Origin of the sequence: Lysinibacillus sp. NPDC086135, assembly GCF_044746345.1 — a bacterium.
GTDB lineage: Bacteria > Bacillota > Bacilli > Bacillales_A > Planococcaceae > Lysinibacillus.
On record NZ_JBIVCA010000008.1, the window covers coordinates 125,415 to 139,920 of the forward strand.

Annotated in this window: 14 protein-coding genes; 10 read left to right on the forward strand and 4 right to left on the reverse strand. The window is 36.4% G+C overall.

Translation table 11 applies throughout. The annotated features are described in order from the left end of the window. Positions 1-148: 148 nt before the first annotated feature. The 4 genes from ACIPKN_RS12335 (at position 149) to ACIPKN_RS12350 (ending at position 3,365) form a co-directional block, all read left to right on the forward strand. Positions 149-853: a response regulator transcription factor gene (locus ACIPKN_RS12335; RefSeq protein WP_248716530.1), complete on the forward strand. Its 705-nt coding sequence runs from the start codon at positions 149-151 to the stop codon at positions 851-853. 118 nt (positions 854-971) lie between these two features. Further along, positions 972-1,199 carry a FeoA family protein gene (locus tag ACIPKN_RS12340; protein ID WP_142509835.1) on the forward strand — a complete coding sequence of 76 codons (228 nt, stop codon included), beginning with the start codon at positions 972-974 and terminating at the stop codon, positions 1,197-1,199. After that, the gene (gene feoB, locus ACIPKN_RS12345; protein WP_400936379.1) at positions 1,196-3,175 is read left to right on the forward strand and encodes a ferrous iron transport protein B; all 1,980 of its coding nucleotides are present in this window, start codon (positions 1,196-1,198) and stop codon (positions 3,173-3,175) included. Before ACIPKN_RS12340 ends, feoB begins: the two co-directional genes overlap by 4 nt. A 10-nt stretch (positions 3,176-3,185) precedes the next feature. Further along, the gene (locus tag ACIPKN_RS12350) at positions 3,186-3,365 is read left to right on the forward strand and encodes a FeoB-associated Cys-rich membrane protein (RefSeq protein ID WP_142509837.1); all 180 of its coding nucleotides are present in this window, start codon (positions 3,186-3,188) and stop codon (positions 3,363-3,365) included. A 335-nt stretch (positions 3,366-3,700) separates the two neighbouring features. Here the strand turns inward: ACIPKN_RS12350 and ACIPKN_RS12355 are convergent, their stop codons facing one another. After that, positions 3,701-5,389: a methyl-accepting chemotaxis protein gene (locus ACIPKN_RS12355; protein WP_400936381.1), complete on the reverse strand. Its 1,689-nt coding sequence runs from the start codon at positions 5,387-5,389 to the stop codon at positions 3,701-3,703. A 373-nt stretch (positions 5,390-5,762) separates the two neighbouring features. Between ACIPKN_RS12355 and vrrA the strand changes: the two genes are divergently transcribed. Together vrrA and ACIPKN_RS12365 are read left to right on the forward strand one after the other, a co-directional pair. Further along, positions 5,763-6,296, forward strand: a complete 534-nt coding sequence (gene vrrA, locus ACIPKN_RS12360) for a VrrA/YqfQ family protein (RefSeq protein WP_142509839.1) — start codon at positions 5,763-5,765, stop codon at positions 6,294-6,296. 73 nt (positions 6,297-6,369) lie between these two features. Beyond that, entirely contained in the window at positions 6,370-7,338 is a 969-nt protein-coding gene (locus ACIPKN_RS12365; protein ID WP_400936384.1) for a 4-hydroxy-3-methylbut-2-enyl diphosphate reductase, read from the forward strand. Between the two features lie 192 nt (positions 7,339-7,530). On the opposite strand, the gene ACIPKN_RS12370 is transcribed toward ACIPKN_RS12365, so the two are convergent. Further along, positions 7,531-8,232, reverse strand: a complete 702-nt coding sequence (locus ACIPKN_RS12370; protein WP_400936386.1) for a response regulator — start codon at positions 8,230-8,232, stop codon at positions 7,531-7,533. 207 nt (positions 8,233-8,439) lie between these two features. Continuing rightward, positions 8,440-10,020, reverse strand: coding sequence for an ATP-binding protein (locus ACIPKN_RS12375; protein ID WP_427494651.1), 1,581 nt, complete (start codon positions 10,018-10,020; stop codon positions 8,440-8,442). Positions 10,021-10,132: 112 nt separating this feature from the next. On the opposite strand from ACIPKN_RS12375, the gene ACIPKN_RS12380 reads away from it, so the two are divergent. Together ACIPKN_RS12380 and ACIPKN_RS12385 are read left to right on the forward strand one after the other, a co-directional pair. Further along, positions 10,133-11,182, forward strand: coding sequence for a TRAP transporter substrate-binding protein (locus ACIPKN_RS12380; RefSeq protein ID WP_400936389.1), 1,050 nt, complete (start codon positions 10,133-10,135; stop codon positions 11,180-11,182). Positions 11,183-11,465: 283 nt separating this feature from the next. Then, the gene (locus ACIPKN_RS12385) at positions 11,466-12,731 is read left to right on the forward strand and encodes a dicarboxylate/amino acid:cation symporter (protein WP_400936391.1); all 1,266 of its coding nucleotides are present in this window, start codon (positions 11,466-11,468) and stop codon (positions 12,729-12,731) included. A 326-nt stretch (positions 12,732-13,057) separates the two neighbouring features. Here the strand turns inward: ACIPKN_RS12385 and ACIPKN_RS12390 are convergent, their stop codons facing one another. Beyond that, positions 13,058-13,306 (reverse strand): LapA family protein, encoded by a 249-nt coding sequence (locus ACIPKN_RS12390; RefSeq protein WP_400936393.1) that lies wholly within the window; start codon positions 13,304-13,306, stop codon positions 13,058-13,060. A gap of 204 nt (positions 13,307-13,510) precedes the next feature. Here ACIPKN_RS12390 and ACIPKN_RS12395 point away from each other — a divergent pair, with 204 nt between their 5' ends. Then, complete coding sequence (locus ACIPKN_RS12395) at positions 13,511-14,053, forward strand: tubby C-terminal domain-like protein (RefSeq protein ID WP_400936395.1); 543 nt, start codon at positions 13,511-13,513, stop codon at positions 14,051-14,053. A gap of 255 nt (positions 14,054-14,308) precedes the next feature. Next, on the forward strand, positions 14,309-14,488 hold the full coding sequence (locus ACIPKN_RS12400; RefSeq protein ID WP_400936397.1) for a hypothetical protein: 180 nt from the start codon (positions 14,309-14,311) through the stop codon (positions 14,486-14,488). Positions 14,489-14,506 lie beyond the last annotated feature (18 nt).

A 14,506-nucleotide genomic window follows, 5' to 3' on the forward strand; every position in this document is an offset into this window, starting at 1 on the left:
AAGTTGATTGGAGTAGAAGATGGATGACGTCTTGGGAATCAGTGCCACAGAGGATATCCTAAAGCTGGTGCCCCCAGGAAAGCACAAGTCAGCATTGAAATCAACGACACGTTTATGGTGATGAACTAAAAAGGAGTTATGAATTTCGATGAATAAACGAATTCTAGTAGTAGAAGATGATATAGCCATTGGCAATTTAATTAAAATGACATTAACTACCCAGCAATATGAATTTGATATTGCTAGAGATGGTAATAGTGCTTTACAAAAGGCTCTTGCCATGAATCCAGACGTTATTATTTTGGATTTAGGACTACCAGACATAGACGGTGTAGAGCTTATAACGAAAATAAGAAGCTGGACTCAAACACCTATTATCGTAGTTAGTGCACGCGGCGAGGAGCACGATAAAATCAATGCTTTAGATGCCGGTGCAGACGATTATGTTACAAAGCCTTTCAGTGTTGAAGAGCTATTAGCCCGAATTCGAGTAGCTTTGAGAAGAATGTCATTTGAGCATCAGCTAGAAAATGAACCCTCTATCTTTGTAAATGGCCATTTACAAATAAACTACGCGGCAAATACAGTGTTTGTACATGACAAAGAAGTACATTTGACGCCTATTGAATATAAGCTCTTGGTTATTTTATCAAAGCATGTCGGCAAAGTTTTAACGCATAATTTTATTTTAAAGGAAGTTTGGCATAACGCACTTCAATCGGATGTTCCAAGTTTAAGAGTTTTTATGGCTACTCTTCGAAAGAAAATAGAGGATAATCCAGCTAACCCAAAGTTCATCCAGACACATGTCCGCGTTGGGTACAGAATGCTTCGTTGCCACGATGAAGCATAAGGTTTTTTAGCTATTCCAATATTACTTTAGACGGCAAACTTATTATTGATTGACTGGATAAAAAATGATAATATTTATTTGATAATGATTATCACCGACAAGAAAGTAGGTAGATCTTATGAACCTTCACGCTGTTCAATTGGGTGAAAAAGTTAAAGTGAAAGATCTACAGCAAATTGACACTCTTTTATGTAAACGTTTAAACGCTTTTGGTATTAAAGAAGGCTGTCAGGTTTGTATGATCCAAAAAGGATGGTTTTCTGGAGCTTGTATATTGGAATGTCAAGGACAGAAAATCGGGCTTAGAAAAAAAGATTTAATGGATATAAAGGTTGAACAAGTATGAGTAGATTAGCTTTAATAGGAAACCCTAATATCGGTAAAACATCATTGTTCAATACGTTGACAAATTCATATGAATATGTTGGCAATTGGAGTGGCGTAACCGTTGAAAAAAAAGTAGGACAAGTAAAAAAATTACAAAAAGAAATAATTGATTTACCTGGTGTCTATACGCTTAACCCTATTTCAAAAGATGAAAGTGTTGTTACTTCCTTTTTACTGGAAGATCAGGTAGATGGAATTTTAAATATTATCGATGCCTCAAATTTCGAACGAAATATGCAATTAACAGTAGATATACTTGAACTTAGAAAGCCTGTTTTCATCTGTTTAAATATGATAGACGTAGCGAAAAAGAAAGGCATCTCAATTGATGTCGAGAAATTACAAAATTCTTTAGGAGTACCTGTTGTTCCAATAAGTGCTCGTACGGGGAAAGGTGTCGAAGGTATTTATGCTGCTATTCAAGCCTCAGATCGTACTCAACATCGTTTTACATTAGCCTATGATGACATAATTGAAAAAGGCATCTCAAAAATTGAAGCATTGTTACAGCATGTTCCTGAAGAACAAAGAAGATGGTGTACGATTCAATTTTTAATGGGAAATGACGCTGTTGACGCTTATTTGCAAGACAAGGAATACTTTGAAAAGCTAGCTACTATGCGAGATGCTTTAGAGAAGCAAATAGGAGAACCACTAAATAAAGCTATTGCTAAAAAACGTGATTTATATATTTCTAACATCAATAGCGAAGTAATTATACAAGAGAAAAGTGAAACTCAATGGTCAGAGAAAGTTGATAAAATTCTAACACATCCAATTTTAGGTGTTCCGATTTTCCTAGCGCTTATGTTTTTAATGTTTCAAGCAACGTTTGCATGGATTGGTACCCCTCTTTCGGATTTCCTGGATGGCTTTGTAAGTGGCCCTCTTTCAGATGCTGTTACTCAGGGCTTAGAAGCTATTGGTGCAGCTCCTTTTATTGTTCATTTAATATGTGATGGAATCATTGCAGGGGTTGGCGGTGTTTTAGTTTTCATTCCGCAAATCTTTGTACTATTTTTCTTTATTTCACTATTAGAAGATTCAGGGTATATGGCGAGAATTGCTGTTGTAATGGATCGCCTTATGGAATTTTTCGGTTTAAACGGTAAAGCCTTTATTCCGATGATTGTAAGCTTTGGATGCAATGTTCCAGGTGTAATGGCTGCGAGAACAATTGAACAGCCGAGAGAACGACTATTAACAATTCTTGTTGCGCCGTTTATGAGCTGCTCAGCAAGGCTTCCTGTATATGCTTTGTTCGGTGCAGCATTCTTTTCTGCACATCAATCATTAGTAGTATTCTCGCTATATGTTATGGGTATTGTCATAGCGCTTATTGTAACAAAAATATTATCAATGACGATTTTAAAAAATGAAACTTCCGTATTTTTCGTTGAGTTACCAGCCTACCATGTACCACAACTTAAAACACTTTGGCGTTCCACTTGGGAAAAAGGGAAAGGATTTTTCCGCAAAGCTGGTACTATTATCTTTGCTGGCTCCGTTATTATTTGGCTTCTTTCTTATCTTGGACCACATGGTGCTAATGTCAATATGGATGACAGCTTTTTAGCAATTATCGGGGGCGCTTTTGGTGTGCTGTTTATCCCTCTTGGCTTTGGAACATGGCAAGCCGGTGCATCCCTTATTGCTGGATTCCTGGCAAAAGAAGTAATTGTTTCGACAATGGCGATTATTTATGGCGTAAGTGAAGGTGTATTATCCGCTACAATGACAACTCATTTTACTGCTTTAAGTGCTTATACATTCTTGACCTTTGTTTTACTTTATATGCCTTGTTTAGCAACAGTAGGCGCAATAAAAAGGGAAACACAGTCTGTGAAATGGACTTTATTTGCAACCATATATCCATTTGTTGTAGCTTATCTCATTGCACTTATGATTTATGGTATTGGGAATTTATTGATGTGAGGTGTAGAGGATGACATTATTAATTAATATCTTAATCGGTAGTATTATATTTGGCTATGCTGGTATTACTTTATATAAAAGCATTAAGAAGCAGAAAAAGGGCAAATGCGCATCATGCTCATTACAGAAGAGTTGTTCCTCTAACGTTTGTGTCCCTCCTACCAAACTGAAAGATTTCACCACTAAATAAATTGAAATATAGCGAGGTAATTCCAAATGGAAAATTTCATTGGGAACTACCTCGCTTTTTTGTGAGCTTTTAGACTTAAAGTGCTTTCTTCTAAAGCTTAAGTATTAGAAACGTACTTTAAATGTTTCATCACCAAGAGTTAGTGATGATATTTGTTATAGTGTATATCCTATATATAAGCTGAGTGAAGGCTGGGCGCGACTCCTTGAGGATCAGCAATAGAGGAACGAAGGTGTTATCACATCCTGTGATAACGCCTTCGCGACCAACATCGTGTTATTGCTGCTGCCGCTCCGCTTTCGCGGAAAATAAACTTCACATTTTGGTAATGAGCGTTATATTTTAAATTTATTGATTTCTTCCTTCACGGACACCGCTTCTTCACTTAATGCCTTAGCAACAGCGTTAATTTCTTGAATAGTCGCAGCTTGCTCTTCAACTGTCGATGCTATTGTTTCAGACTGTTGTGCAGCATGCTTGGAAGAAGAGGACATTTCATTGACCGATGCTGCCACTTCTTCAGTACTCGCAGAAATTTGTTGCGTAGAAGCAGATACATCCTCGATTTGAGATGTCATATCACTAATCGCTTTTAAAATCCCATCGAAGGCATTTTGGGCATTCTGAATAAATGTGACACCTTCATCTACATTCAATACTGTTACATTTACGGCATTTTCTACTTCTTTCGTTTCTTGCTGAATAAGTGCTATTACATCTACTATTTGATTGGCAGAAGCTTTGGATTCCTCTGCTAATTTACGCACTTCATCTGCCACGACTGCGAAGCCTTTACCATGCTCTCCTGCACGAGCCGCCTCAATCGCAGCATTTAATGCTAAAAGATTTGTTTGCTCAGTAATGTCAGTAATTACTTTCGTAATATTAACAATTTCAGCTGATTGCGTACTTAGCTTCTTAATACGTTCATTTGTTGTATTTGAAGATTGTTGGATAATTGACATTTGGTTTTCTGCAATATGCAACGTTTTTTCACCATCATTTGCAATAGCTTGTGTGTCTACTGCTTTAGAATGAAGCATTTGAGTAGCCTCAGCAATACGTTGAACACCTTGAGCAGTTTCATCCATTGCTATCGAACTTTCACGACCTGTAACAGCTGCTTGGTTATCACTAATCGCCATTCTCTCTACAAGGTTTGCAATATCATGTGAAGAATTTGAAATTTCTTCTGTACTTACTGCTAGTTCTTCAGCCGCTGATGATGAATGCTCAACATTTGCCGTCATGCTATGTATTAGTGAATGTAAATTAGACTTCATCAAATTAAAAGAATCAGCCAAATCTTTAATTTCATCCTTCGTTCTAACTTCGATATCCTTTTGACATAAATCACCTTTAGCAATTACCCTTGCTGCAGAAGTTAGCTTATTTACAGGGTCAACGATGGAACGTACAAATATAATCCCAACTACTACACAAATCAATAAAATAATGCAGAACATCCATAAGAACCACTGTTTATTATTATTACTAAGCTTTTCAACATGTGCTAAAGAATTTTGCATGTCTGTAATGTTTTCTTGTTGAAACAAATCTACTTTGTCATTAATCTCAACTGAAGTAGTATCAAATTCAAGCATCATTTTATTCCCTTGCTCAGGCCCGTCTTGAATATAACTATGAGCCATTTTCTGACCAGTACTATAATATTCATCAAACGCTATTTTAATCGCATCTAATCTTTCCCGGTCTTCCTGATGCATTTTTTTCACTTGTTCCAAATCTTTATAAAAGATTTTGCTATATTCTTCTGCTTGCTCAAATCCATCATCTAAATTATCGAGTGCTCTTGTGGCACTAATATCAGTCAAATACTGCTGAACCTGTACAACTGCTAACTTCATCTCATCTGCTAATAACGTCGTTTGAAGTGTTTTTTCTTTCATCAAATGTACTTGTTCCAGTTGAGATTTAGCATTTTGTTGCTGAAATACCCCCATAAATAAAACTAATACTACGATAAGGCCAAACGACACTATACTTCTTACTTTAATTGACACAAAATACCTCCTATTTTTACCCTCTAATAGTTTAGTCTGATAGAAAATATTTTAACAATTTATTTACATTAATGTAACACATTTACCAAACTAACTTCAAAATCATCATTTTTGTAACGTAATGATTTACCAACAAAACATTATACCTTTCTTATCGACCGTAAAAATGGAAAAATGTGTAGTTTTCAAGAATTTTTCACCACTAATTTACTACAGATGAAATAATAAGTAAACATTACAGGATACAGTGAGTACATTTACAATGGATCTAGTTATTTATTTGTGCGTGTCGAACGCTAGCTTACCCATCTGCATATCATATTTATAATCAAGTATGTCATCAATGTTAAATCACTATCGAAAGGAGATCGTTATGGTATTTAGACCACAGTTCCCGATGTATCCTGGTGGCATGAGAATGCCCATGCAAATGCCAATGCAAATGCCGATGCAAATGCCAATGCAAATGCCAACACCTCCACAAATGCCACCGCAGTCCTTTTTCCCGCCTGGAGGCTTCCCAAATCAGCCACGAATTCCCGGTGGCTTCCCTATGTCCAGTGGAATAGGTTCATTTGGAGGACAAATGCCAATGCAGGAACCTTCAAAAATCGGTTCATTTTTGCAGCAGGCGAATAGCTTATTTAACTCAGCGAAAACATATACACCCTACATTCAGCAAGCAATGCCAATGGTAAAAAATATTCCGTCACTTTTAAAATTGTATAAAGGATTTCAAGGTCTTCCTGCTGCAGGAGCTGCCGCAGGGGCCGGAGCAGTAGCAGCTGAAGCAGCGGCTAGCGGAGCAGGTTCTACTAAAAGTCGAAAAGCGTCTCGACAAAATGGATCATTTACTCCTGCTGAACCACTTCCATCTAAGCCCCGTATATTCCAGCCGCCTATGTAGATGAAGGTTTCTTTGTATTCGCCGTCCCTGTCCGTTATAATGTAGATAGGTAAGCTTGAAAGGAGTCACAACCATGCAAGTATTAAAAATTAATCCACGTGGCTATTGCTACGGTGTTGTTGATGCGATGGTCATCGCTCGAAACGCCGCACTCGATAAAACATTACCAAGACCTATCTACATTTTAGGTATGATTGTTCATAATAAACATGTCACGGATGCCTTTGAAGCAGATGGCATCATCACATTAGATGGCGAGAATCGTTTAGAAATTATTGAACAAGTTGAAACTGGCACTGTTATTTTCACAGCACATGGTGTTTCACCTGAAATTCGTGAAATTGCGAAGCGAAAAGGCTTAGTATCCATTGATGCTACATGTCCTGACGTAACGGTTACACACGATTTAATTCGTGAAAAATCAGCAAATGGCTATGATATTATATATATCGGTAAAAAAGGCCATCCCGAGCCAGAGGGAGCAATTGGGGTTGCACCAGATCATGTACATTTAGTGCAATCATCCACTGATATTGATACATTAAATTTAACGAATGATAAATTACTAGTAACAAATCAAACGACGATGAGTCAATGGGATGTCGCTCATTTAATGGATAGTTTAAAAGAGAAATTCCCACATATTGAAGTGCATAAGGAGATTTGTTTGGCAACCCAGGTCCGCCAAGAAGCAGTTGCTCAGCAAGCTGGGGAGGCAGATTTACTTATTGTTGTTGGTGACCCAAAATCCAATAACTCGAATCGTTTAACGCAAGTTTCTGTTGAAATAGCAGGGACGCCATCTTATCGAATTGCAGACGTTTCTGAGCTAAAAGTTGAATGGTTAAAAGGAATTAATTCTGTCGCTGTTACAGCAGGTGCTTCTACGCCAACACCCATTGTAAAAGAGGTTATTTCATTCCTTGAGCATTTCGATGAAAATGATGAATCAACACATATCATTGAGCGTACAGTTACATTAAATAAAATTTTACCTAAAATTAAATCGCCAAAGCCTGTTGATAAAATTATGCCTTACTAAGAACAAATGCGCTAAAGCGCTCGTTTACATCCGACAAGCGCTGGAGAGCACGAAGCAAAAGTAAACGCTCACCAGTTTGCACGAGGAATCGAAGCCTCGAGGAAGTAGCGCTTTAGTCTAGACGATAACTATGACTTTGATTATCCACAACAAAAAATCCTGATTGTCTATTTTGACAATCAGGATTTCTCATTATTTACTAAAATAATAATTGACTGGACGACCAATGCCACCATAATGCACATCCATCGTAATTTCCTCTTGCTTCTCTAAATAATCCAAGTATCTTCTTGCTGTTACACGCGCAATACCTACACCACTGGCTACTTCTTCTGCTGATGCTCCTTCTACAGAGTGCAAATAGTGCACAACTTTCTCTAGAGTTGCGCGATTAAAACCTTTAGGTAAACTTTTTTCTGACCGTAAGACATTTGATTGCTGAACTTCATTATGTCCTCCGTGATAATGGAATAACTGATCCAGCTCTCCTTGTGTTAATTCACGCTCCGATTGCATTTGCTTTTTGAAGCGCAAATAATTTTCAAGCGTTCCTTGCACTCGTTCAAATGAAAAAGGTTTCATAATATAATCAAAGACGCCAAGATGTAGGACCTGTTTTACAGTTTCCATATCATTAGCCGCGGTTACCGTAATTACATCTACCGGTAACTTGAGTTCACGAATTTTTCGTAAACTTGTCACTCCATCTTGCTCTGGCATGAAAATATCCATAAATACTAATTCTGGTTTAAGTTTTTGAATTTGAGCAATTCCTTCAACTCCATTTGAGGCTTGTCCAATTACTTCAAATCCAACTATCTTTTCAATAAATTGGCGATTAACCTCTCGCACCATTGGATCGTCCTCTATTAATAAAACCTTTGTTTGTGTCACTGTTAGTCCTCCATACACTTTGTTCTATCTCTATATGTGCAAATTTTACTTAAGGAAGCTATCTACGAGAGCGCCACACTATTCCCATAGAAATTCTCGCTTCTATTTTAACGATTCATATTACATTACTCATAGCATTGATCTTCATTACAACCAAGCGCTTTCTTAGGGACATCATGAGTCGTCCAGCATTTGTTAATGAGCCTATTAAGTATGGTAAAAAGTTATTAAAAAGCTTGTTCCTTTATTCGGTTCACTTATGACTTCGATTTCTCCCTTTCCTTTTTGTACAATTTCTTGTATTAAAAAAAGTCCAATGCCTCGACCTTTTTTCTCTTTTGTCGAATAGCCATTATCAAAAATATGTGCCTTGACTACATTCGTCATGCCTATACCATTATCCGTTACTAATATTGCCAGCACATCCTCATCTTCATCAACAGAAACATGAATCATTTTTTCTTCAATTTGTACATCCCTTAATGCATCAAAAGCATTTTCAATTAAGTTACCAAATAAAATAACGAAATCATGATGATCTAAATTGTTAGGAAATGTTGTCAAACGGCTTTCCCTGTCAATCTCCAGTAGAATTCCCTGTTCTTTTGCATAGGAAATTTTACTAAGCAATAGCCCGGAAATATTTTCATTTTTAATCCGTTCATTTAGAAAGTTTGTAATTTCATCGTGTTCTTCTTTTACTTGTGTTAAGTAAGAAAGTGCTTGTCCATGATGTCCAAGTTGTAAAAGACCAGCAATTGTGTGCAATTTATTTTTATGCTCATGTGTTTGCACGCGTAATGCTTGTACAAATGCCTTAACACCCGTTAGTTCCTCTGCAAGCTTTTTCACCTCTGTACGATCCTTAAACATGGCTACAGCCCCAACCGTTTTTCCATTAACTTGTATTGGTATACGATTACTCATAATATTGTTTTCATTAATATAGAGCTCACGATTAAAAATGGGTTGATCTAGCTCCAATATTTCCGGTAATCGTGTATCAGGTAAAACGTCAAAAATTTTCTTCCCTATTAATGTTGAAGGTTTTTTGTGAACCCCCAATATGTCACATGCTTTTTCATTAAATATTGTAATTGTCAAATCATTATCAATGGCAATTATCCCTTCATGCATCGCGTTAAATGTTTCGGTTCTTTCTACATACATTTTAGCAATTTCGTGGGGCTCTAATCCAAACATTTGCTTTTTCATATGAAGCCCTAATGTATGAGCCCCCCATGCACTAAAGAACAGAGATAATAAAATAGTAATCATTAATTCTGTTTGAATAGATTGTAGCAACTCTGCCACAGTTAAAACACTATAGCCTACTACTACTACGCCTATTTGTTTACCTTCTTTACTCATGATTGGGACGAATGCTCGTACCATATCTCCATGTTCACCATGGGCAATGGATGTATAATAATGCTCAGAAAACGCAGCGTTTAGATCTCCTGACTCCGAGATTTGCCCAATCTCCTCTGTATTTGGATGTGAGTACTTACGCCTTTGCATATCTAGTACAACAATATATTGTGCGCCATTTATATCACGTATTTCCTCCACTACAGGATTTATGTGTTTCGTAGCCTCGTTAAAATTTTTATTTGCTATGTAAGTTTTCAGCTCGGGAAGCTGTGATACTGTTTTTGCCACAAGTAAAGCCTGATCTCCAAGCTTATCCTTTTGCACAGTCATGACGAACCCTAGCAAAAATGTTCCACCTATACTAAAGGAGAGCATGAGAATAAAAAAAGTCAGAGACATAATTTTTCTCTTCATCGATATTTTTTGAAATTTCAAGATGTTCGCCTCCCTCTTACTATATTTTAACTTACTCCATATGTTAGAATAACAAAAACATCAGAAAATACGAATAAATTAGGTGTAATAGATGAAAAAATTTATTATTGGAACAATAGCAACCGTTTTATTGTTAACGATAGCGTTTGGTGTTCAACAAGGCTTACTATTCGCCAAGCCTCTTCCCTATGACGATGAGCAAAAAGGTTTGAATACGCAAATTACGATTCATTTAAGTCATGTTGTTGCTGAGAATACACCAAAAGGACAGGCGGCAAGTAAATTCGCCGAGCTTGTTGAGAAAAAAACAAATGGCAAGGTGAAGGTACACGTCTACCCAAACTCCTCCTTGTTTAATGATGAAAACGAGTTTCAGGCTTTGCAAAATGGACAAGTAGAAATGATTATCCCTACTTTCTCAAAGATGACATCCTATATACCAAATTGGCAGGTTCTTGATTTACCTTACCTTTTTAATACGGATGATGAAGTGCATGAGGTACTTACAGGTTCGATCGGTGAACAATTGTTAAATGAGCTTAAGCCTTTTCATATAAAAGGACTGGGCTTTTGGCATAATGGCTTTAAACATTTAACCTCTGTCGATCACCCTATTCATACATTTGAGGATTTAAAAGGCTTACGTGTCCGTACAATGCCAAGTAAAACCCTTGAAAAGCAATTCGAGGTAGTTGGGGCTACACCAATCCCGACTTCTTTCAGCGAGGTTTTTACTGATTTAGAATCGAATACCATTAATGCTCAGGAAAATACAGCGTCAAATATATATTCTAAAGGTTTCTATAAAGTGCAGAAACATATGACATTAACTAAGCATGGCATTTTAGGATACGCCGTTTTAACGAATGACATTTTTTGGAAATCTTTACCTTCAGAAATCCAAAAACAGATTATCGAGGCTATGAAAGAAACAACAGACTGGCAATTTGAACAAGCAGTAGAAATGAACGAAGAAGATTTGCAAAAACTTAAGCAGCAGGATAACTTTGAAATCTATACGATGAGCAATAAGGAACGCCAACGCTTTAAGGACAAACTAGCGCCTGTTTATGATTTTTATAGAAACAATGTACAAGAAAACGATGTTTTATCAGAAATTGAAAAAATTGTTTCTCCTTAAAGTATTACTGTGGGATTCATACTTTTGTTCATTAATGATAAAATCCTCACTAGCGTGGGGATTTTTTTCTTGTGTATTATAATAGGTTCTGAAATTACAAAACTACTATAAAACAGCTTAAAACCCCTGATATCACTAGTTTTATTGATCTCCCAACTAAAATTGAACAAAATGAACAATAGAAACTTTACGGTCATAAAAACTATTGTCGGAAAATTTCAGCTAAGATAACCTCATGAAAGCGTTCACATAATATTCATAAACAATGTTAGGGGAGAACTTTATGCGTATAAATTTTAAAAACTTAACTGTACAAGTACTGATTGCTATTGTGCTAGGTATTATTGTAGGTGCTACGTTCCCTGAATTCGGAGCGAAGTTGAAAATATTAGCAGATCTTTTTATTAAATTAATTAAGATGTTAATAGCTCCTATTATTTTCTTAACAGTTGTTATTGGAATTGGTAGTATGGGCGATGTAAAAAAGGTTGGTAAAATTGGCGGGAAGGCATTAATTTATTTTGAAATTGTCTCTACTTTCGCATTAGCGATCGGTTTAATCGTTGTCAATATCGTAAAACCTGGTAAAGGCTTTAATACAGCTGCTGCGAACGGTGCAGATGTTTCCCAATATACAGAGGCCGCAGCCGCTACAGAGCATGGTATTGGTGCATTTATCATGCAAATTATACCTGATAATGTTGTCGGAGCACTTGCAAATGGCGAGTTATTACCTGTTTTATTCTCAGCTGTTTTATTCGGCATAGCTGCTGCAGCTATTGGTGAACCCGCTAAACCAGTTATTAAATTTTTCGAACAAGTAGCAGATATATTCTTTAAAATTGTTAATATGGTCATGAAAGTTTCCCCGATTGGTGCATTTGGCGCTATGAGCTACACAATCGGAAACTTCGGTCTTAAATCACTAGGAAACTTAGGATTTTTAATGCTTTCCGTTTATATTACAATGTTTATCTTTATCGTAGTCATCATTGGTCTTATTACACGTTACTTTGGATTCAGTATCTTTAAGTTTATTAAATATATTAAAGATGAAATTTTTATCGTTATTGGAACATCATCATCAGAATCTGCCCTACCTTCGATGATGCGTAAATTAGAAAACTATGGTTGCTCTAAACAAGTCGTTGGGCTTGTCATCCCAACGGGGTACTCCTTTAACTTAGATGGTACGTCTATTTACTTATCTATGGCGGCTATTTTTATCGCACAAGCTTATGGAGTTGATTTAGATGTTTGGCATCAAATTACATTACTAGCTATTTTAATGCTAACATCTAAAGGTGCAGCCGGTGTAACAGGCTCTGGCTTTATTACACTCGCAGCAACATTAGCAGCATTCCCAATGATTCCAGTAGAAGGGATTGCCCTTTTAATCGGGGTCGACCGCTTTATGTCAGAGGCTCGCGCCGTTACAAACTTAATTGGTAATGGTGTAGCTACAGTTGTCGTTTCAAAAATGGAAAAAGAATTCGATCCAGAGCAAGAAAAACGTGCTCTTGCAGGAGAAGTCACAACCCAACAATAAAATGAAAGGCTGTCCGGTAGTGTGAAATTCACATTATCGGCCAGCCTTTTTCAGTGTTAAACTCCATATTCCATTTTTAAAAATCAAATGTACACCATTTGTTGCTTGCATAAAAAATCGATCCAACATTTCGAAACAACTTTATTGCCTATTTGAATCAAATATACCTCGGCATAATTGCCGCTGTCGTTTCACTTTCGAATCGGCTTTATGCTTAGGCCAGTATAACCCTTCCTGATTTGAGGGAGGTATTAAATTAAAAATAATAAAGTAGTTTAATTCAGTGTTTGTTCTACAATAGGACTCTTAGCGAAATAGATCAATATTTAAGAATGTTGATCTATTTCACCACCTGCCTTTTTCAATGCTCTTTGAAGTTGATAAATTTTCATCATACTAATTAATCCAGTTAATAGGGCTCCCAATAGGACTGACCCAATAATGACGAGGATCAACGGCCATTCAGTTTTTCCAAATAAATAATTAACCGTTACCATGTCAACATTTATAACTGAAAAAACTGCGATAATTAAGATCACAATTAGTGCTAATATTAAGTTCCATTGCTTTTTCATAAGCCACCTCATTTATTTAACTATTCTACATTCATTATTATAGAATCAGAATTAGCTTAGGACAATCACTTATTTCGCAGCAAGGATATACACTGATAGACCTTTTAACCCTTTGGTTGGACCACTTTAACTATCAAAATTTTTACTAAAGATGAAACCTAGAGTAAAGCTTCTCCGTATAGTAAGTAGATTGGAGGCTTTTTTATGACTACATTTACATTTACCCTTACCTACCCAAAAGCTTTCGAAAGCTTTTCAAATATCCCTATTGTGAATGAACAACATGAGACGGTTTGTGTGCTACAAAAGGTTGAACGTTCATCCGTTGGAAAAGTAATCAATGCTGTTATGCTAGTTGCTACACAACAGTCATTACCACATCACTATGAATCACGTACTACTTTAGGGGCACCACTTTTTCAAGTGCAATCTACACTATTAACAAAGGGTGTTAGCCATCAGCTTATTATGCCAGATGGATCCATTTTACCGATACAACGGAAGACGGTTCAATTACTTGAATCTTCCTACTCTTTTACAATGGATGGACTCGCTTTTCGCTTTGAAAGGGATTTTACTTCAACCGCCTATTTATATTGTAATGATGAAAAAATAGCAAGCGCTAGTAATATAGAAACTGAGCTTGTGCGTACTGGTATAGCTTTTAAACTGTTTACCTCTGACGATACTCTCTTTGTTGCTTTGCTAGCAACTCTGTATCAGGCATTATTCTCTATGAGTAATTAGGTGACTATATACATAACATACGGTTTAAATAGATGATGAACAATAAAAACTCCTATATATTAGGAGTTTTTTTGCTTACTTGTCGCGGATTTCTCATAAAAGCTAGCTCTTTTATGTCTTTTACTACTGCTAGAATCAATCAATATCTTCCGGGACACGAAATAAATTCGCTTTGTTTTGACCATTTTACGCCGTTCTTCTATAAAAGGAGTACACTAAAGAGGTAGAAATACTATACATTTGGAGGCATTTAACATGGATACAAAAGCAGCAGACATTAAAAATTTAATGACGTTAGATTTACTTGTTCAAATTCTAGAGGAACGCGGTATTATGACAGAAAGAGAGTTACAAGAACGTCTCACTAATAACGTTAAACTTTCCTCTATGGATGCAAATTTAAAAGAAAAAATCATTGAAGAAATAAAACATTAATGGAATGGATGGCATTTC